This is a genomic window from Nocardioides sp. InS609-2 (assembly GCF_023208195.1).
Classification (GTDB): Bacteria; Actinomycetota; Actinomycetes; order Propionibacteriales; family Nocardioidaceae; genus Nocardioides.
In genome coordinates, this window is the sequence record NZ_CP060034.1 from 2036616 (window position 1) to 2055027 (window position 18412).

Consider the following 18412-nt stretch of genomic DNA (forward strand, 5'->3'; position numbering starts at 1 on the left):
CTTGCGATCAGCGGGCGGTGGTGGTGGCGGCGCGGGAGAACACCCGGACACCGATGAGGTAGAGCTCGCAGCCCAGGCAAAAGCCGAAGGCCGCGTTGAGCAGAGCGGCGGCCAGCGCGAAGCCGGTCGCCACGAGGCCGAGCGTGGTGGCGCCGAGGACGAAACCGGCCAGGGCGACGACGACGAAGCCGAGGCCGACTCCCTGGGCGAAGCGCGGTGGACGCGCGTCCTCGAGGTGCGCCGGCGGCGCGAGACGAGGCCGCACGAGAGTGCGGAAGACCAGTGCGTACGGCGTGTGCTGGACGCCGAGGGTCGCACCGATGGCGAAGACCGCTGCCTGTCCAGCGAGCAGCACGGTGGCGATCGCTCCCGGCGCCAGGGACAGCACCGCGGCGAGCACGATCGTGGTCAGGCCCGCGGAGAGCTGGGGTCCCCGCGGGTCGATGCCGACCGGCGTGGCCGGTGACTCGACGGGTGTCGAGGCGATCGTCTGGTGGGTCATGGAGTCTCCTGATGTCCTGCGCGGGAAGGCGGCGGCACGAGCGCACGACTCCACCATAGTCAACTAAATGACTAGACAAAAGGGTGGTTGAGAGTGCGCGCCCGTCAGGACATTCGACACAGCGACGACCGCACGCGGCAGTGGTCCACTGCGCGTCGGCGGGTCAGCATGGTCGAGGACATGACGAGAACAGTAGGCGAGCCCTTGCCGCGCACCCAGCGATCGTCTCGATATTTGGACCATATGTCCATATCGTGGTCAGTCGACCTTGGCGAGCGCGGTGAGCACCTGGCTCCGCGTCGGAGCACCCGCTGCCCGGGTCACCTCGACACCGGTCGCATCGAGCACCAGCGTCGTGGGCGTGCGCAGCACCCCGACGCGCCTGACCAGCTCGAGATGCTCCTCGGCGTCGACCTCCACGTGCGTGACTCCCGGCACCGTGCCCGCGACGTCGGCAAGGACGACCCGGGTGGTCCGGCAGGGCGCACAGAACGCGCTGGAGAACTGGAGCAGGGTCGCGCGCTCCCCCAGCCGGCCGGCGTACGGCGTGGAGTCGAGGAGGCTGACCGCCGCCGGTGACTCGACCGTCGGGCCGGGCTCGCCGGCTCCGGCCACGCGATGGGTCCCCCGGAATCTTCCGTCGACGATCAGGCGCCAGCCGCCGAACGCGACGGCGAGGAGTACGGCGCCCGCGAGCACCCACTGACCGGTCGACATGTTGGCACAACACCGGTGGCAGCCGTCCCCATTCCCGGGATAGTCCAGTCGCTTCTTGTTGTCCGTGGCCGGTGAGGCGACAAGAAGCGACTGGACTACTCCGGGCACACCACGACGAGGGGCCCCGGCGAACGTGTCGCCGGAGCCCCTCGAATGTTTGGTTCAGATCAGCAGATCATGCGCTCAGCGCTTGACCTTCTTGGTGATCTCGGTCGAGCCGGCCTTGCCCTTGCCGATGAAGACGACCTGGAGCTTGTCCTTGGCCTTGTCCTTCTTCAGCTTGGCGAGCGAGACGGTGGCCTTGCCCTTCTTGACCTTGGCCTTGCCGACCTTCTTGAGCTTGAGCTCGCCGTTGTCCTTGACGCCGACGATCTCCTTGACGATGACGGTGCCCTTGACCTTCTTGGTCTTGAGACCCTTCACCTTGACCTTGATGGCCAGCGACTTGCCCTGTGCCTTGGCCTTCACCTTCGGCTTGAGCCCGACCTTCTGGGTCGAGGCGCTCGTGGCCGAGGCCTTCAGCTTGCCGTTCTGGTTGGTGACGCGCACCGACAGCTTCTTGCCGATAAGCGCCGTGGTCGGCACGAAGGACTGACCCGTCGCGACAACCACACCATTGGCGAGCCACTCGTAGGTGAACTTGGAGTTGGTCTCCTGGTTCCAGCGGCCCTTGTCGGCCGTGATGGCCGTGCCGACCCACGGGTACTTCGAGGTCGTGGGACGCTCGACGGCCTTGAGGACGTTGCCCAGGGCGGCGTTGATGCCACCGATCATCGTGTTCGTCTTGACGTTGATCGTCTTGGCGTCCTCGACGAGGGCGTTGTCGTACCACTCCAGGACGTGCTCGTTCTCGTAGAAGAGCACCTTGTAGCTGCCCGGGACCAGGTCGCGGGCCTCGTAGGTGCCGTCGGTCTTCACATCGGCGAACCCGGCCTCAACGCCATCGGCGCTGTAGAACAGGACGCCGGCGTCGGCGACAGAGAGTCCGGCCTCGCTGGTGACGGTGCCAGAGACCCCGCCGTAGTACTCCATAGAGATGTTGACACCAGCGACCGGTGCGGCCGGGTAGGTGACAACAGCGGCGTTCTCGAAGCTGACCGAGTCGCCGTACCAGTTCGAGCGGGCACCGAACGTGGTGTCCTCACGCTCGCTGAAGCCGGACGCGAGCACCTTGAACTGAGTCTCGTTGGGGACCTGGTCGAGCGTCGTGAAGGAGTAGTTACCCGCACGGTTGGTGACGGTCGACTCGACGTCGATCCGGTCGTCCGGGTCGGCCGGCGTGTTGAACGCCGTGACGTCGACGCCCGCGATCGGCACGCCGGACGCGTCAAGAACGGCGCCCGTGACGTCGACAGGCGAGTCAGGAGCGACGACCGGAGCCGGGGTCAGGGTGACCGTGGGGAGACCCGCGGGCGCGTTCGGGGCAACCGCGACGGGAGTCGCGGCGGCCGCGGTGGCGACGTTGTTGTAGTACTCGCCGATGTACTCGTCGAGGCTGTCGAAGTACTCCAGCTTGTAGCTGCCGCCAGGCAGGTTCTCGACGTGGTACGTACCGGTCTTGTCGGTACGGTCGGAGCCCAGCGTGGCACCCGTGGTCGCGTCGGTGGCGAACACCGTGATGAGCTCGAGCGGAGCACCCGCGTCGCTTGTCACGACACCGTTGATCGAGCTACCGGCAGTCAGCACGACGGCGCCGACATTGGCACCCGCGCTGGTCGCCGTGACGACGTCAGCGGTCGCCAGGGACTGCTTGTCGTTGAAGTACTCGGTGGCGAATTTTTCGGCCCGGAACCTCAGCTTCACGCTGGGCGTGCCGACTGGCAGGGTGAAGACACCCTTCTCGTCGGTGCTGGTCTGGCCGGCGCCCGCGTTGGTCGCGGAGTTGGTGGCCGTGACCGTGGCATCGGCAACGGGTCGACCCGCCGCGTCGGTGACCGTGCCGGTCACGAACGGGCGACGGTCGATGGTCCACGGCTGGAGGGCTGCGCCCGCGCCAGCGACGACAACGGTGTCACCCGTCGCGAAGTCCGCCTTGTTGAGGTAGTACTCGGACTGGAGCTCGTAGTCGAAGGGGGCGAACTGGAGCTTGTAGCTGCCCGCGGGCAGCGACAGACCGATGTGCCCGTTGCTGACGAACTCGTTGGTGAACTCGCTGCCATCGAGCTCGTAGACGCTGACCGTGCCCTGGGCCGGGTTACCGGCCGCATCGACCACGCTTCCGGAGACATTGTCGGCCGCGTGGGCCGGGGCCACGAGGCCCATGGTGAGTGCACCACCGGCGAGCGCAGTGAGCGCTCCCAGCGATGTCAGGCGACGAATCCCCCGCCGCAGTTCTTGCTTGATCACACGCTCCACCTTTCGCATGGATATATGCGCATACGGACGGTGATCGTCGACCCCCGTCGTTTGACATGTCTTTAACTACAGGAAGAAGACTCGAAATAGCCAGTCCGGGTTGCGCCAGACACACGAGTTTCTTCATCTCTTTCCGGTAACGCCGGGCCTTTTACCCGCAAATGGCCGGTCCACACCTCTCAACCACCGGCAAATGGCGGGAGGAATTCGACCGTCTCACCCATCTGGACCACGACGTCGTCGGGTGAGCGTGCTCCGACCGGCCGGTCACCCACGAGCATCGCGCAGGCGTCGAGGACCCGCAGCAGCTCGGGCGAGGGGCGTGCGGTCGTCACCATCCGGAGCACGTCGCGCAGCGTCACCGGGCCGTCCACGACGAACGTGTCGGAGTCGGTGCCCGCAGCCGAGCGGGCCGCCGCCCAGTAGTGCACGGTGACCGACGAAGCGGTCTCAACTGACGTCGGTTGGCCGGGTGTGCTGCTCATGGCTCGATATCCTTGCGTATCCGCCCCGCCGCGAGGAGGCCCACATGAGCACTCTGCTGCTGCTGACGAGCGCCCTCCAGCCGTCGGCCGAGGTGCTGCCAGGGCTGGGACTGCTCGGTCACCAGGTCCGCATCCTGCCCGCCGAGGGCAGCGCGCTGCTCGACGCACCCGGCGCCGACCTGCTCCTTGTGGACGGGCGCCAAGACCTCGCCCACGCCCGTGACCTGTGCCGGTTGATCCGCACCACCGGCACCGACGTCCCGGTACTCCTCGTCGTCACGGAGGGCGGCCTCGCGGTCGTCCAGCACGACTGGGGCATGGACGACGTCGTGCTGCACACCTGTGGTCCGGCCGAGCTCGAGGCTCGCATCAAGCTGGCCATCGGCCGGCTCCGTGCCCAGCGGGAGGCCGACGACCCCGAGTCGCACGTGATCCGCACGGGTGAGGTCGTGGTCGACGACGCGACGTACACAGCGAAGGTGAGCGGCCGCTCGCTCGACCTGACGTTCAAGGAGTTCGAGCTCCTCAAGTACCTCGCCCAGCACCCGGGTCGGGTCTTCTCGCGGCAGCAGCTGCTGCAGGAGGTGTGGGGCTACGACTACTTCGGCGGCACCCGGACTGTCGACGTGCACGTACGCCGTCTGCGGGCCAAGCTCGGGCCCGAGAACGAGACCCTCATCGGCACCGTGCGCAACGTCGGCTACCGGTTCGTGCTGCGCAGCAAAGCGACCGGTGCCGCCGACGAGCCGGCCGAGCAGACGGCGGCCGATCACGTGAGCTCCGACGCCTGACGTGGATCTCGACCGCATCACCGACATCTCCGCTGCGGCCACGGCTGCTGACGGCGCCGAGCCGCTCGACGAGGCCATCTGGCTCGCGCTGCGGCACGCGGCCCCGGGCGTCGTCGTACACGTGGAGGACAGCGGGTTCTCCCTTCTGTACGACGCCGAGCTGGCCGTGGTGGTCACGCCCGACCGGCGTGGCGACGGAGTCGGCGGCCGACTGGTGGCCGAGGCCCTGGCCGGAGTGGAGGGACCGGTGCGCGCCTGGTCGCACGGCGGGCACCCCGCGGCTGCGGTCCTGGCCGCGCGTCACGGCTTCGCCCGGGTGCGTGACCTCTGGGTGATGCGGCGACCGACCGACCTGCCACTCTCCGCGCGACGAGAGCTGCCCGGCATCACGATCCGGAGTTATCGCGACGACGACGCGGCCGAGATCATTCGCGTCAACGCCGCTGCCTTCGCGCACCACCCGGAGCAGGGGGCGATGGACGCCAACAACCTCGCGACCCGGATGGCCGAGCCGTGGTTCGACCCCGCCGGCCTGCTGGTCGCGACCGAGGGAGGGCGGGTGCTGGGCTTCCACTGGACCAAGCAGCACTCACCCGAGCTCGGCGAGGTCTACGTCGTCGGCATCGACCCCGCCGCCCAGGGCAAGGGGCTGGGCAAGGCGCTCACGCTCGCGGGGCTCGACCACCTGGCCGGCATCGGCGTCGAGTCGGTGCTGCTCTACGTCGAGGCCGACAACGCGCCTGCGCTCGCCGTCTACTCCGGGCTCGGCTTCACCCACGCTGACGCCGACACGCACGTGATGTACGCCCGTTGAGTTGCGCCTCAGTACCCGTTCACATGCGCCTGCGTACCTGTCGAGATGCGGCCCCGTCCCCCGCTGAAGTGCACGAGGCGCAACTCAACGGTTCGGGAGGCGCAACTCAACGCAGCTTGGGGCGGACGTGCAGGCCGATCTCGGGGTCGACGACAGCTTCTTGAGCGGCCGGCATGCCGTCGACACCGAGCGTGGCGTCCAGCGGCACGTTGCGCTTGACCAGGGCCAGCGCGATCGGGCCCAGCTCGTGATGGCGGGCGCTCGTGCCGACGAACCCGATGACCTTGTCGCCGTGAAGTACGTCGCTGCCCGCGGGCGGCAGCCGGTTCTCTGAACCGTCGAGGTGCAGCAGCGTCAGCCGACGCGGCGGACGGCCGAGGGTGTGCACCCGCGCGACGGTCTCCTGGCCGCGGTAGCAGCCCTTGTCGAGGTGTACGGCGACCGGGATCGCGCCGACCTCGTTGGGGATGGTCCGGTGGTCGGTGTCGATGCCGTAGCGGACCTCGCCGCGCTCGATGCGCAGTGCCTCGAACGCCCAGAAGCCGCACGCGGGGCCTGCCGCCGCGGCGTACTCGGTGAGTCGGTCGCGAGGCACGAGCTCGTAGCGTCCGCCCCGCCAGCTGGTCGCGATCTCGGCGGTGACGTCACTGACCTCGACGCGCATCATGAAGCGCATCCGATCGAGGAACTCAACAGCGCCGGCCGCGGCGCCGGGCTCCATGTGGGCCGTGAACGACTCTCCGTCGTCGACGCCGGTGAACGCGTGCTCGACGTGCCCCTGCGGGCTGAGGATCAGCGCCTGGGTCCAGGTGCCCGGCGCGAGGTCGGTCAGGTGCTGGGTCGTGAGCGAGTGCAGCCAGGTCAGCCGGTCGGCCCCGGAGACACGGATGACGTCGCGGTGCGAGAGGTCGACGAAGCCGTCACCACCGACCAGGGTGCGCTGCTCGCCGTTGAACGAGCCGTAGTGGGCAGCGACGGGTGCGTCGATGCCGTCTCCGGCGACGGCGCCGGGCAGGTCGAGCAGCGGGCTAACCATGGGAGTGGTCCTCTGGGTGGGGGTCGGCGGGTGGTTCGCAGGTCTCACACGCCCCGAACACCGCGAGGTGTCCGAGGTCGATCACGAAGCCGTGATCGGCGCGCAGTGTCTCGACCAGGGGTGCGGCCACGTCTGGTGCAACCGACTGGACCCGGTGGCAATTCCGGCAGACGAGGTGGAAGTGGGTCGGGCCCGCGGTCGAGTGGTAGGTCGGGGCTCGGTCGCTCAGGTGCGTGTGCCGCACCAGGCCCAGCTCCTCCAGCACCTCGAGAGTGCGGTAGATCGTGGAGGCATTCACTGCGGACGACTGGTGGCGCACGTGTGCCAGCACCTCGTCGGGAGTCGAGTGACCGAGCTCTTCGACGGCCCGCAGGATCAGCTGACGCTGGGCGGTCAGCCGGTAGCCACTGCCCCGCAGCCGGTCTGCCAGGTCGTCGTTCATCACGCCCGCTGCAGCCGGGCCCACAGGTGCGACTGGAGCTCCTGGCCCATCGCCGCCATGTCGTAGGCGTAGAGAAGGTCACCCTCGACGTTGCCGTAGAGCCGGGTGCCGCCGACGTACTCCTTGGCGCTGGCCGTGCGGACCACCGCGTCGGTCGTGAGCTGGAGCTTGCCGCCCTCGGCGTCGCCGTACCAGGTCTCGACGAAGCCGGTGTTGTGGCTGAGCAGGAACTCGACCTTGCCCGGCTCGGGGCACCGCAAGAAGCCGGTTTCGATGGCTGCGTCGCGGACCTTGTCGCCTGCCTCGTCGATGATCTCGGCGCGGGCCATGTAATGGAAGAACGGCCGGCCGTCGTGGGTGAAGATCAGCTCCTGCCGGAACTCGAAGGGCTCGATCGTCGGGTAGTCACCGCGTCCGTTGCCGCGCCAGGTGCCCAGCAGCCAGGCGATCGGGCCGCAGTTGGGGTGCAGGTTGTCAGGGAGCTCGAACGCCATGGTGGTGAGTTTAGTGTGATCGCATGTCTCGCCCACTCGTCGTCAAGATCACCTGCGGTGCCGAAGCCCCCGAGCGGTGCAACCAGGGGTTCACCGTCGCCGCGTCCGCCATCGCCTCGGGCGCCGTGGTGTCGCTGTGGCTGACCGGGGACGCGGCGTGGTTCGGCGTGCCCGGCCGCGCGGAGGACTTCGAGCTCGACCTCGCCCCTCCGTTGGCCCAGCTGCGCGATGCCGTGCTCGCCGGTGGCCGCGTGACGGTGTGCTCGCAGTGCGCCGCCCGCCGCGGGATCGTCCAGGGCGACCTGGTCGAGGGAGCGGTGATCGCCGGCGCCGCGTCGTTCGCCGAAGAGATCTTGCAGCCCGAGGTGCAGGCGCTCGTCTACTGAGCCGGTACGTCGCCCGGTCCAGATAGCGTGCCTGCCATGACTCGGTGCTCTGCTTCGTCGTCGTCTCTGCCGTGCTGGTCCTGTCCGGCTGTTCCGACGACCCGGAGCCCCGCACCTCACCCTCCAGCAGCTCACCGGCAGCCGACAACCCGTGCGCCAAGGTCACCGAGGCCCAGCTCACCGAATGGGCGGGCACGGAGCAGGTGATGCTCGAGCCGAGCGTCCGAGGCGTGCTCATCCGCTGCGGGACCAAGGTCAGTGATGACGACATGGTGCTGAGCTGGCGTTTCAAGCCACTCGTCAACTCACTGGAGACGGAGGGGGAGGCCGCGGAGCTGCCGGGGCTGAAGCGGCGCTCGATCCAGCTCGGCGAGTCGACACCCGCGAGGCTGCTCACGGGCACCGTAGTCGGCCCCCGGGTAGCCGAGGTCGTCACCGTCCTTGGGGCCCAGACCCTCATCGTCAACGCCACCACGGCCGGCGTGGATGCGGCCGTCACAAGCAAGACGCTGGAAGAGATGTCCACGCAGATCGCCGCGGCGTACACCCGCTGACACCCACACGTTTGTCACACCCCTTCCAGGGAAGGGTTCACAGCATCGGCCACGGGGCCGGGCCGATCGAGAAAGGCGATGAGCCAGGGGACCTTGGCGCTGGAGTGGGAGCAGCTCGGGCAGATGCAGGCCGAGCACGCCGACCAGGACCTGCGACTCGCGATGGACCGGATCGACGGGCTCTTCTCCGACCTCATTGCCCGCGAGGCCGAGGAGGGCATGGACCCGGAGATCGCAGCCCTGTTCGACGAGCTGAGCGGCGCCGAGTCGGCCCGGGCCGACTTCCGGTCGCTGCACCAGCGAGTACACGAGGATCGCCTGACCTGGGCGGCCTTCTGGGCCAGCCCGCAGGACGAGCCGGGCGGGCTCGCGCTCTTCAGCGCCGTCGTACACGCGCAGCTTGCGCGTCAGCGGCAGACCGCCGCCGAGCAGCCGCCCGAGAGCTGAACGGCCGCAGCGTCACTCGTTGTTCACCGGTGTTTGCGAGACTCACTCCATGCCCCCCTCGCCAGCCACCGATCAGAGCTCCCTGCCTGCGACGGTCGGTGCGGTCAGCGAGGAAGGCCCACCGCAGGCCGACCACGTCGGTCACCCCCACGACACGTTCGACGTCGAGCCGCCGTACGTGCCCGATGAGGCCCAGCTCGCCGCCGTCGAGAAGTACGACGACCGGTTCCTCGACCGCGAGCTCTCGTGGCTGCGCTTCAACCAGCGGGTGCTCGAGCTGGCCGAGGACACCTCCCTGCCGTTGCTCGAGCGGGCCCGGTTCCTGGCGATCTTCAGCAGCAACCTCGACGAGTTCTTCATGGTGCGCGTGGCCGGTCTCAAGCGCCGGATCGCCGCGGGCGTCGCCGTACGCGCGGCATCGGGGATGCTGCCACGCGAGGTGCTGGAGGGCATCTGGACGAATACGCGTGAGCTGATGGAGCGACAGTCACGGGTGTTCCGCGACGCGCTGCTCCCCGAGCTGCGCGAGCAGGGCATCGAGCTGTTGCGCTGGGACGAGCTGGACCGCGAGGAGCAGAAGCACTGCAAGCGGTTGTTCAAGGAGCGCATCTTCCCGGTGCTCACGCCGCTCGCCGTCGACCCGGCCCACCCGTTCCCGTACATCTCCGGGCTCTCGCTCAACCTTGCCGTCCTCATCCGGCACCCCAAGCTCGGCACCGAGCACTTCGCACGGGTCAAGGTGCCGCCGATCTTCAAGCGCTTCGTGCCGCTCGGCAACCAGCGCTTCGTGCCGCTCGAGGACGTCATCGGTGAGCACCTCAAGCGGCTGTTCCCGGGCATGGAGGTCGTCGCTGCCCACACGTTCCGGGTCACGCGCAACGAGGACCTCGAGGTGGAGGAGGACGACGCCGAGAACCTTCTCAAGGCACTGGAGAAGGAGCTGCTGCGGCGCAAGTTCGGCCCGCCGGTCCGGCTCGAGGTCGAGGAGTCGATCGACCCCAAGGTGCTCGACCTGCTCGTCTCCGAGCTCGGCGTCTCGGCCGACGAGGTCTTCAAGCTCTCGGGCCCGCTCGACCTCCGCGGACTGCACGGCATCGCCGACCTGCCGCGCGAGGACCTTCAGTACCCCGCGTTCGTGCCGACGACGCACCCCTTCCTGGCGGAGGTCGAGAGCTCGTCGCCGGTCGACGTGTTCGAGGCGACCCGCAAGCACAACGTCCTGCTCCACCATCCCTACGACTCGTTCGCCACGTCGGTGCAGCGCTTCCTCGAGCAGGCGGCGGCCGACCCGCACGTGCTGGCGATCAAGCAGACGCTCTACCGCACGTCGGGTGACTCGCCGATCATCGATGCCCTCGTCGACGCCGCCGAGGCCGGCAAGCAGGTGCTGGTCATCGTCGAGATCAAGGCTCGTTTCGACGAGACCAACAACATCCGGTGGGCCCGAAAGCTCGAGCACGCCGGCTGTCACGTCGTCTACGGCCTGGTCGGCCTGAAGACCCACTGCAAGCTGTCGATGGTGGTGCGTGACGAGCCCGAGGGCATCCGCCGCTACACCCACATCGGCACCGGCAACTACAACCCGAAGACGGCCCGCCTCTACGAGGACATCGGCCTACTCACCGCCGACGAGGTCATCGGCGAAGACGTCGCCCACCTCTTCAACAACCTCTCGGGCATCAGCCGCAACGCCACCTACAACACGTTGCTCGTCGCGCCCGACAACGTGCGCACCGGGCTGGTCGACCAGATCCGGCAGGAGATCGCCCACCACCAGGCCGGCCGCCCGGCGCGGATCCGACTCAAGGCCAACTCCGTCGTCGACGAAGCCACCATCGACGCGCTCTACCTCGCCTCACAGGCGGGCGTGCCCGTGCAGCTCCTGGTGCGCGGCATCTGCGCCATGCGCCCCGGCGTGCCCGGCCTGTCGGAGACGATCGAGGTCCGATCCGTGCTGGGCCGCTTCCTCGAGCACAGCCGGGTCTTCTGGTTCGAGAACGGCGGCGAACCGGCCGCCTGGATCGGCTCCGCCGACATGATGCACCGCAACCTCGACCGCCGCGTCGAAGTGCTCGTGCGGCTGCCCGAGGGGGACGACACCGGGCGGATCGGGTCGATGTTGGACCTCGCCTTCGACCCGACAACGGTGGCGTGGGAGCTCCACGCCGACGGCGTGTGGCACCGTAATGAGGGCGACGTACACCTTCATCAGGCCATCATCGAGCGGCAGCGCCGGAGGCGATAGGAGTCCTCGCTTGTGCTCCGGCGAGGATCAGGCCCTAGCATGTGACGCGTTCAGATCCTCCTCATCAGGAGTTCTCCGTGCGTTTGAAGTTTCGCCCTGTCGACGGTTCGTTCTACGAACTGTTCTCCGAATTCGGAAACCACCTCGTCACCGGTGCCGATCTGCTCGCGCAGATGCTCGCCGACGGCGACGAACGCGAGGAGATTGCCCGCAAGATGCGGGCTGCCGAGCACGCCGCTGACGAGACCACCCACGCCATCGTCAAGCGGGTGAACAGCACCTTTGTAACGCCGTTCGACCGCGAGGACATCTACTCGTTGGCCTCCGGGCTGGACGACATCATGGACATGATGGACGAGGCGGTCGACCTGATCCTGCTGTACGAGGTGAAGCAACTGCCGGCCGAGCTGTCCAACCAGGTCGAGGTGCTCCAGCGCTGCGCCGAGCTGACCGCCGAGGCGATGCCGCGGCTGAAGTCGATGCATGACCTCGAGGAGTACTGGATCGAGATCAACCGCCTCGAAAACGCCGGCGACAAGAGCTACCGCCGCATCCTGGCCAATCTCTTCAGCGGCGACTTCAAGGCCATCGAGGTGTTGAAGCTCAAGGACATCGTGACTTCACTCGAAGGCGCGATCGATGCGTTCGAGAAGGTCGCCAACACGGTGGAGCAGATCGCGGTCAAGGAGTCCTGAGCGGTGGAACTCGCGATCATCATCGCGGTTGTCGTCGTTGCCCTCGTCTTCGACTACACCAACGGCTTCCATGACGCGGCCAACGCGATCGCCACCTCGGTGTCGACGCGGGCGCTGACCCCTCGCGTGGCCCTGGCCATGGCTGCCGTCATGAACTTCGTCGGCGCCTTCCTCGGCCAGAAGATCGCCGGGACCGTCGCCGACACGATCGCGCCACCATCGGGCAGCCACGGGCTGACCATCGTGATGGCCGGTCTGCTGGGCGCGATCGCCTGGAACCTCATCACCTGGTACTTCGGCCTGCCGTCGTCGTCCTCGCACGCCCTGATCGGCGGGCTGGTGGGCGCCGCGCTCGCATCGGGCACCCTGGTCCACTGGACCACCGTGATCGACAAGGTCGTCATCCCGATGGTGCTCTCACCGCTCGTCGCGTTCACCCTCGGCTTCGCGCTGATGCTGGCGATCATGTGGATCTTCCGGCGAGTCAGCCCCAGCAAGGCCAACCGCGGCTTCCGCATCGCTCAGACCGTCTCTGCCGCCGCCATGGCGCTGGGCCACGGCCTCCAGGACGCCCAGAAGACGATGGGCGTCATCTTCCTGGCGCTGCTCACCGGCGGGTACGTCGGCGCTTCCGACGATCTCCCGATCTGGGTGATCATCGCGGCCGCCACGGCCATCTCGCTCGGCACCTGGTCGGGCGGCTGGCGCATCATGCGCACCCTGGGTCGCCGGATCATCCACCTCGACCCGCCTCGCGGGTTCGCAGCCGAGTCGATCGCGGCATCGGTGCTGTACACGACGGCGTACGTCTTCGAGGCCCCGATCTCGACCACCCACACCATCACCTCCGCCGTGATGGGCGTCGGTGCCACCAAGCGCGTCTCCGCCGTCCGCTGGGGTGTCGCCCGCTCGATCCTCACCGCCTGGGTGCTGACCTTCCCGATGGCCGGCGCGATGGCCGCCATCTGCTACTTCGTGGCGCACTTCCTCTTCCAGCTCCCCTGACCGTTCCGCCGGGATAGTCCAGTCGGAACTTGTCGTTCGGGCGGCCCAACAGCGACAAGAAGTGACTGGACTACCGGGCCTGTGGATGACGGCCGACACCGTGGACGGATCTGGTTCAGGCTCCTCGGATGGACCACACCGGCCTGACGCGCCCCGTGCACGTCGACCCGACGGGCGTAGCGGGTCCGACTCCGGGGCAGGCGCGTGGACCTCGATATCGGTCCACGAGCCGGGGACTCTTCGTGCCCGCATCCGTCTCCGACGACACCCCGAAGCAGCGGATCCTCGAGGCTGCGACGGCTGTGCCCCACGGCGCCGTCACCGAATGGGCAGCATTGAGATGGCTCGGCGGTACGTGGTTCGGAGGCCTCGGTCGGGCGGGTGAGCGCCGGCCCGTTGCCATCTCCTGTCGACACAAGCACCTGGCCCAGCCCGGACTGCGCATCAGCCAGGAGGGCTGGTGCCCCGAGTCCGACGTACTCCAGGTCGACGGAGTCCGCGTGACGACGGCTGCACGCTCGGTCTACTACGAGATGCGTTTCGCGTCGTCGCTCGTCGAAGCGGTGATCGCGCTCGACATGGCCTGCTTCTCAGACCTGGTCAGCATCGACGAGCTGGACGAGTTCGTCCGCAACCACGGCCCTCGCACCGGTGTCGGACGGGCCCGTCTCGCGGTGGCCCTGGCCGATGAGAACAGCTGGTCCCCACAGGAGACCGCCACCCGTCTGTACTGGCTGCGGGCCGATCTGCCACCGCTCGCCTGCAACCGCCCCTTGTTCGATCTCGAAGGCCAGTTGCTCGGCACACCTGACCTGATGGAGCCCGTGGCGGGAGTTGTCGTGGAGTACGACGGCGCCGTACACCTGCGGACCAGCCAGCGGCGACACGACCGCAACCGGGAGGAAGCGTTTCGCCACGTGGGACTGGAGTACGTCGTCGTCATGGCCGGCGACCTGGCCGCCGAGTCGACGACCCGCCGCTTCCGGGCCGCGCATGCGCGCGCGAGCGCCTCGTCCGGCAGACCTCGAGGGTGGACCCTCGAGCCGCCACCGTGGTGGATCCCCACCGAATCCGTGGCCGCTCGGCGGGCACTCGACAAGTCCGCCCGTGAGCGGCTCCTGCGCTATCGTCACGCCGGATAGTCCAGTCGGCTTCGGTCGTCAAACCCCCGTCTGGACGACAAATTGTGACTGGACTACCCCGGAACGTCAGCCGAACCGACCCGAGATGTACGCCTCGGTCGACGAGTTGTCGGGGTTGGCGAACATCTTCTGGGTGGAGTTGAACTCCACGAGGTGGCCGGGCTCGCCGGCGGCCTTGAGGTTGAAGAAGCCGGTGTCGTCGGACACCCGGGCGGCCTGCTGCATGTTGTGGGTCACGATGACGATCGTGTAGTCCTCCTTGAGCTCGTGGATCAGGTCCTCGATCGCCGACGTCGAGATCGGGTCGAGGGCCGAGCACGGCTCGTCCATCAGCAGCACCTGCGGCTCCACGGCGATGGCGCGGGCGATGCACAGCCGCTGCTGCTGACCGCCCGAGAGGCCCATGCCGGGCTTGCCGAGCCGGTCCTTCACCTCGGTCCACAGGTTCGCCCGGCGCAGCGATTTCTCGACCACGGCGTCCTGGTCCGACTTCGGCATCCGCTTCGAGTTGAGCTTGTTGCCGGCCAGCACGTTGTCGTAGATCGACATCGTCGGGAACGGGTTGGGTCGCTGGAAGACCATCCCGATCTGCCGGCGTACGGCGACCGGGTCGATCTGGGAGTCGTAGAGCGACTGCCCCTCCACCATCACCTTCCCCTCGACGCGCGCGCCCGGGATCACCTCGTGCATCCGGTTCAGTGAGCGCAGGAAGGTCGACTTCCCGCAGCCGGAGGGTCCGATGAAGGCGGTCACGGACTTCGCCTTGATGGTCATGTTGACCCCCTCCACCGCGAGGAAGTCCCCGTAGTAGATGTTCAGGTCACTGATGTCGATGCTCTTGGCCATTGCGTTGCTTCCTCTTAGCCGGACTCAGCGCCCGCTGGGCGGCGCGAAGATCTTTCCAATGATGCGGGCGATGAGATTGAGGGCCATGACGATCACGATCAGCACCAGGGCGGCGCCCCACGCGATCGCGATGCCCGGCGCCGGGCCGCCACCCGGCGGCGGGATGCCGGGGTTGGACACCTGGGTGTAGATCAGCACGGGCAGCGTCGTCATCCGCTCGCTGAACACGTTCCAGTTCGTGCGGGTCGTGAGACCGGCGATCAGCAGCAGTGGCGCGGTCTCACCGACCACCCGCGCGGTCGCCAGCGTCACTCCGGTGACGATGCCGCCGAGGGCGGTGGGCAGCACGACCTTCGCGATGGTGCGCCACTTCGGCACTCCCAGCGCGTACGACGCCTCGCGGAGCTCGTCGGGCACCAACCGCAGCATCTCCTCGGTGGACCGGACGACCACGGGGATCATCAGCAGCGCCAGCGCCACGGAGCCGCCGAAGCCCAGCCGCACGGCCGGCCCGAAGATCAGCGTGAACAGCGCGAAGGCGAACAGGCCGGCCACGATCGACGGGATGCCCGTCATGACGTCGACCAGGAACGTGATAGCGCTCGCCAGCCGCGAGCCCTTGCCGTACTCGATCAGGTAGATCGCGGTGAAGACTCCCACCGGGATCGAGATGAGAGCCGCGAACAGGGTGATCAGCAGCGTCCCGATCAGCGCGTGGTAGATGCCGATCGGCTGCGACAGGTCGGTGCGGAAGAACGAGAAGGTCAAAAAGGTCCCGTCGATGCGCGGGGCACCGCGGGCGATCACGGTCCAGATCAGCGACACCAGGGGTACGACGGCGATCGCGAACGCGCCCCAGATCACCGAGGTCATCAGCCGGTCGACCGCGGCGCGACGGTTCTCGATGACCAACGACCACAGCGGCATCGCAACGACGTAGACCAGGCCGGCGACGATCGCCCAGGCAACCGGGCCCCAGCCGAGCAGCACGGTGGCGAGACCGGAGACAGCGGCCGCCAGCACGCCGACGATCGCGGGCGCGTAGCGCGGCAGCCGAGGGTGCACCATCGGCACGGAGTCGTGGGCGGTGGCCTCGACGAGGTCGATGGCATTCATCGCGACATCCTTCGCTCGTTGCGGCTCACGACCCAGCGAGCGGCGAAGTTGACCAAGAAGGTGAGCAGGAACAGCGCGAGACCGGTGGCGATCAGCACGGAGAGCTTGGCCGGGGTGTTCTCCTTGTAGCTGGTGGCGATGTTCGAGGCGATCGACGCCGGGTTGCTCGACGAGATCAGGTTGAGCGACACCCCGCCGCCGGCGGACAGCACCATCGCGACAGCCATCGTCTCGCCGAGGGCCCGGCCCAGGCCGAGCATGACCGCCGAGACCATGCCCGAGCGTGCGTAGGGGAACACCGCCATCCGGATCATCTCCCAGCGCGTGGCGCCCAGCGCGAGAGCAGCCTCCTCGTGCAGACGCGGGGTCTGCGCGAAGACCTCGCGCGAGATGGCCGAGATGATCGGCAGGATCATGATCGCCAGCACGATGCCGGCAGTCAGGATGGTGCGGCCGGTGGCCGATGCAGGGCCTTCGAAGAACGGCAGCCACGAGGCATGGGTGGCGAGCCAGTCGTAGACCGGCACCAGCCTGGGCGCCAGCACGGTGATGCCCCAGAGGCCGAAGACCACCGAGGGTACGGCGGCGAGCAGGTCGACGACGTACGCGACCGGGGTCGCGACCGACCGCGGCGCGTAGTGGCTGATGACCAGAGCGATGCCCCAGGCGAGCGGTACGGCGATGATCAGCGCGATGACCGAGGCCAGCACCGTGCCGAACAGCAGCGGGCCGACGTAATTGAAGAAGTTCGTGGCTCGTGGACCGTAGACCGAGGCCTGCTGGCTGAGGCCGGGCCAGCCCTCGATGAGGAGGAACACGAACACCGCGGCCAGCGCGACAAGGATGGTGATGCCCGCGGACCGGGAGATGCCTTCGAAGACGCGGTCCCCGATGCGCGGCTTCGCCGTCCCGACGTCGGGTTCTGTGGGAAGGAGCGTGGTGGTCACCGGTAGGTCCTCAGGTCCTGTGCGGTCGGGGGAAGGATGCTGAATGCGGCGGACCGGAGACCGGCCCGCCGCACTCGATGCTCTGCCGGGTCAGTTGTCGACCTCGGTCACTTGGCGGAGATCGCGTCGACGATGCCCTGGGCACGCTCGGCGACGGCCGGGTCGAGCGCCGCTGAGCCGGCGTTCTCCGAGGCGGCAGACTGGCCCTCGTCGGACACGGCGTAGGCCAGGTAGCCCTTGACCAGTGCCGCTTCGTCGGCCGAGTCGTAGGTCTGGCAGGCGATCAGGTAGGACAGCAGCACGACCGGGTAGGCGCCGGCCTCGGTGGTCTCGCGGTCGAGGTCGACCGCCATGTCCACCTCGGGACGTCCCTCGGTCGCGGGCGAGACGGCGACGACCTTGGCAGCACCCTCGGCCGACGGAGCGACGTACTCCTCACCCACCTTGACGCTGACCACGGAGAGGCCACCGGCCTGGCTCTCGTCGGCGTAGCCGATGGTGCCCTTGCCCTGGGTCACCGCGGTGATGACGCCCGACGTGCCGTCGGCCGCCTCGCCGCCCTCCACCGGGAATGCGTCCTCGGCCTCGTAGGTCCAGGCGCCCTCGCCGGCCTTGCCGAGGTAGTCGGTGAAGTTCTTCGTGGTGCCGGAGTCGTCGGCCCGGTGGACCGGAGTGATGGCCAGGTCGGGCAGGGACGCGCCGTCGTTCTCGGCCTTGATGGCCGGGTCGTCCCAGTTCGTGATCTTGCCGTCGAAGATCTGGGCGATCGTCTTGGCCGAGAGGTTGAGCGAGTCGACGCCCTCGAGGTTGAAGACGACCGCGATGGGCGAGACGTACGCCGGCACCTCGATCGGGTCCTCGCCACCGCAGCGCTCCTTGGCGCCGGTGAGCTCGCCCTCGTCGTCGCTGAGGTAGGAGTCGGAGCCGGCGAAGCTGACGCCGCCACTGATGAAGTTGGTGCGGCCGTCGCCGGACCCGACGGGGTCGTAGGTGATGGTGACGCCGTCATTGAGACCCTGGAAGCCGGTCGCCCAGGCCTCCTGCGCCTTCTCCTGGGCGGAGGAGCCCGCACCGGCGAGCGTGCCCGTCAGCGAGCCGCTGCCGGTGTCGCCCGAGCCCGTGCCGTCGCTGGCGGCGGTCTCATTTCCCGCGCCGCAGGCGGACAGGGCCAGAGCCAGGGCAGCGATGCCGGGGACGATCGCCCGGCGGATGGAAGTGGTGGTCACTTCGGAATCTCCTGAAGTCGAGTGGAGGCTGACATCACGAAGTGTGCGGAGCGCAGGTGTCCGGCCGCGCGGGCACCGGTGAACGAGCGGTGAACTCGAATCGCCCATCAGGCGACGCCCACCCGGTGACGAGACGACCATCACATGAACGGGACCGGCCCGCCCGC

At 68.2% G+C, this 18412-nt stretch carries 20 protein-coding genes; 9 read left to right on the forward strand and 11 right to left on the reverse strand.

Features of this window, described 5'->3' with window-relative positions; genetic code table 11:
• Positions 1–7: 7 nt before the first annotated feature.
• From H4Q84_RS10660 to H4Q84_RS10675, 4 genes are all read right to left on the reverse strand, one after another.
• The gene (locus H4Q84_RS10660) at positions 8–502 is read right to left on the reverse strand and encodes a DUF4395 domain-containing protein (protein ID WP_248583364.1); all 495 of its coding nucleotides are present in this window, start codon (positions 500–502) and stop codon (positions 8–10) included.
• A 258-nt stretch (positions 503–760) separates the two neighbouring features.
• A complete protein-coding gene (locus H4Q84_RS10665) occupies positions 761–1219 on the reverse strand; it encodes a thioredoxin family protein (RefSeq protein WP_248583365.1) in 459 nt (152 codons plus the stop codon).
• A gap of 183 nt (positions 1220–1402) precedes the next feature.
• The gene (locus tag H4Q84_RS10670; protein WP_248583366.1) at positions 1403–3565 is read right to left on the reverse strand and encodes a carboxypeptidase-like regulatory domain-containing protein; all 2163 of its coding nucleotides are present in this window, start codon (positions 3563–3565) and stop codon (positions 1403–1405) included.
• Between the two features lie 188 nt (positions 3566–3753).
• The gene (locus H4Q84_RS10675) at positions 3754–4059 is read right to left on the reverse strand and encodes a MoaD/ThiS family protein (protein ID WP_248583367.1); all 306 of its coding nucleotides are present in this window, start codon (positions 4057–4059) and stop codon (positions 3754–3756) included.
• Between the two features lie 44 nt (positions 4060–4103).
• Here H4Q84_RS10675 and H4Q84_RS10680 point away from each other — a divergent pair, with 44 nt between their 5' ends.
• Positions 4104–4850, forward strand: coding sequence for a response regulator transcription factor (locus H4Q84_RS10680; RefSeq protein WP_248583368.1), 747 nt, complete (start codon positions 4104–4106; stop codon positions 4848–4850).
• Position 4851: 1 nt separating this feature from the next.
• Positions 4852–5664: a mycothiol synthase gene (gene mshD / locus H4Q84_RS10685; RefSeq protein ID WP_248583369.1), complete on the forward strand. Its 813-nt coding sequence runs from the start codon at positions 4852–4854 to the stop codon at positions 5662–5664.
• A 106-nt stretch (positions 5665–5770) separates the two neighbouring features.
• On the opposite strand, the gene H4Q84_RS10690 is transcribed toward mshD, so the two are convergent.
• The 3 genes from H4Q84_RS10690 to H4Q84_RS10700 are packed head-to-tail and all read right to left on the reverse strand — an operon-like array spanning position 5771 to position 7636.
• The gene (locus H4Q84_RS10690) at positions 5771–6700 is read right to left on the reverse strand and encodes a folate-binding protein (RefSeq protein WP_248583370.1); all 930 of its coding nucleotides are present in this window, start codon (positions 6698–6700) and stop codon (positions 5771–5773) included.
• Positions 6693–7142: a transcriptional repressor gene (locus H4Q84_RS10695; RefSeq protein ID WP_248583371.1), complete on the reverse strand. Its 450-nt coding sequence runs from the start codon at positions 7140–7142 to the stop codon at positions 6693–6695. Before H4Q84_RS10695 ends, H4Q84_RS10690 begins: the two co-directional genes overlap by 8 nt.
• Positions 7142–7636, reverse strand: coding sequence for an FABP family protein (locus tag H4Q84_RS10700; RefSeq protein ID WP_248583372.1), 495 nt, complete (start codon positions 7634–7636; stop codon positions 7142–7144). The genes H4Q84_RS10695 and H4Q84_RS10700 overlap by 1 nt, the downstream gene beginning before the upstream one ends.
• A 23-nt stretch (positions 7637–7659) precedes the next feature.
• Between H4Q84_RS10700 and H4Q84_RS10705 the strand changes: the two genes are divergently transcribed.
• The 7 genes from H4Q84_RS10705 (at position 7660) to H4Q84_RS10735 (ending at position 14110) form a co-directional block, all read left to right on the forward strand.
• Positions 7660–8022: a DsrE family protein gene (locus H4Q84_RS10705; protein ID WP_248583373.1), complete on the forward strand. Its 363-nt coding sequence runs from the start codon at positions 7660–7662 to the stop codon at positions 8020–8022.
• A gap of 44 nt (positions 8023–8066) precedes the next feature.
• A complete protein-coding gene (locus H4Q84_RS10710; RefSeq protein WP_248583374.1) occupies positions 8067–8576 on the forward strand; it encodes a hypothetical protein in 510 nt (169 codons plus the stop codon).
• A 78-nt stretch (positions 8577–8654) separates the two neighbouring features.
• Positions 8655–9023: a hypothetical protein gene (locus tag H4Q84_RS10715; RefSeq protein ID WP_248583375.1), complete on the forward strand. Its 369-nt coding sequence runs from the start codon at positions 8655–8657 to the stop codon at positions 9021–9023.
• A 49-nt stretch (positions 9024–9072) separates the two neighbouring features.
• Positions 9073–11268 (forward strand): RNA degradosome polyphosphate kinase, encoded by a 2196-nt coding sequence (locus tag H4Q84_RS10720; protein ID WP_248583376.1) that lies wholly within the window; start codon positions 9073–9075, stop codon positions 11266–11268.
• 77 nt (positions 11269–11345) lie between these two features.
• Positions 11346–11963 (forward strand): DUF47 family protein, encoded by a 618-nt coding sequence (locus H4Q84_RS10725; protein WP_248583377.1) that lies wholly within the window; start codon positions 11346–11348, stop codon positions 11961–11963.
• Positions 11964–11966: 3 nt separating this feature from the next.
• Entirely contained in the window at positions 11967–12968 is a 1002-nt protein-coding gene (locus H4Q84_RS10730) for an inorganic phosphate transporter (protein WP_248583378.1), read from the forward strand.
• 242 nt (positions 12969–13210) lie between these two features.
• Positions 13211–14110: a hypothetical protein gene (locus H4Q84_RS10735; protein WP_248583379.1), complete on the forward strand. Its 900-nt coding sequence runs from the start codon at positions 13211–13213 to the stop codon at positions 14108–14110.
• A gap of 66 nt (positions 14111–14176) precedes the next feature.
• Here H4Q84_RS10735 and pstB read toward each other — a convergent pair whose 3' ends face one another.
• The 4 genes from pstB to pstS all read right to left on the reverse strand — a co-directional run bounded on the left by pstB (position 14177) and on the right by pstS (position 18245).
• On the reverse strand, positions 14177–14956 hold the full coding sequence (gene pstB, locus H4Q84_RS10740; RefSeq protein ID WP_248583380.1) for a phosphate ABC transporter ATP-binding protein PstB: 780 nt from the start codon (positions 14954–14956) through the stop codon (positions 14177–14179).
• Positions 14957–14980: 24 nt separating this feature from the next.
• A complete protein-coding gene (pstA, locus tag H4Q84_RS10745; RefSeq protein ID WP_248583381.1) occupies positions 14981–16072 on the reverse strand; it encodes a phosphate ABC transporter permease PstA in 1092 nt (363 codons plus the stop codon).
• Positions 16069–17019: a phosphate ABC transporter permease subunit PstC gene (gene pstC / locus H4Q84_RS10750; protein WP_248583382.1), complete on the reverse strand. Its 951-nt coding sequence runs from the start codon at positions 17017–17019 to the stop codon at positions 16069–16071. Before pstC ends, pstA begins: the two co-directional genes overlap by 4 nt.
• A 107-nt stretch (positions 17020–17126) precedes the next feature.
• On the reverse strand, positions 17127–18245 hold the full coding sequence (gene pstS, locus H4Q84_RS10755; RefSeq protein ID WP_248583383.1) for a phosphate ABC transporter substrate-binding protein PstS: 1119 nt from the start codon (positions 18243–18245) through the stop codon (positions 17127–17129).
• Positions 18246–18412: the final 167 nt, after the last annotated feature.

Excerpts from the sequence above, each read along its gene's own strand:
- pstA (WP_248583381.1), bottom strand. The coding sequence starts at position 16,072 with ATGAATGCCATCGACCTCGTCGAGGCCACCGCCCACGACTCCGTGCCG.
- H4Q84_RS10660 (WP_248583364.1), bottom strand. The coding sequence starts at position 502 with ATGACCCACCAGACGATCGCCTCGACACCCGTCGAGTCACCGGCCACG.
- H4Q84_RS10675 (WP_248583367.1), bottom strand. The coding sequence starts at position 4,059 with ATGAGCAGCACACCCGGCCAACCGACGTCAGTTGAGACCGCTTCGTCG.
- H4Q84_RS10690 (WP_248583370.1), bottom strand. The coding sequence starts at position 6,700 with ATGGTTAGCCCGCTGCTCGACCTGCCCGGCGCCGTCGCCGGAGACGGC.
- H4Q84_RS10680 (WP_248583368.1), top strand. The coding sequence starts at position 4,104 with ATGAGCACTCTGCTGCTGCTGACGAGCGCCCTCCAGCCGTCGGCCGAG.
- H4Q84_RS10700 (WP_248583372.1), bottom strand. The coding sequence starts at position 7,636 with ATGGCGTTCGAGCTCCCTGACAACCTGCACCCCAACTGCGGCCCGATC.
- H4Q84_RS10705 (WP_248583373.1), top strand. The coding sequence starts at position 7,660 with ATGTCTCGCCCACTCGTCGTCAAGATCACCTGCGGTGCCGAAGCCCCC.
- H4Q84_RS10665 (WP_248583365.1), bottom strand. The coding sequence starts at position 1,219 with ATGTCGACCGGTCAGTGGGTGCTCGCGGGCGCCGTACTCCTCGCCGTC.
- pstB (WP_248583380.1), bottom strand. The coding sequence starts at position 14,956 with ATGGCCAAGAGCATCGACATCAGTGACCTGAACATCTACTACGGGGAC.
- H4Q84_RS10715 (WP_248583375.1), top strand. The coding sequence starts at position 8,655 with ATGAGCCAGGGGACCTTGGCGCTGGAGTGGGAGCAGCTCGGGCAGATG.
- H4Q84_RS10720 (WP_248583376.1), top strand. The coding sequence starts at position 9,073 with ATGCCCCCCTCGCCAGCCACCGATCAGAGCTCCCTGCCTGCGACGGTC.
- H4Q84_RS10695 (WP_248583371.1), bottom strand. The coding sequence starts at position 7,142 with ATGAACGACGACCTGGCAGACCGGCTGCGGGGCAGTGGCTACCGGCTG.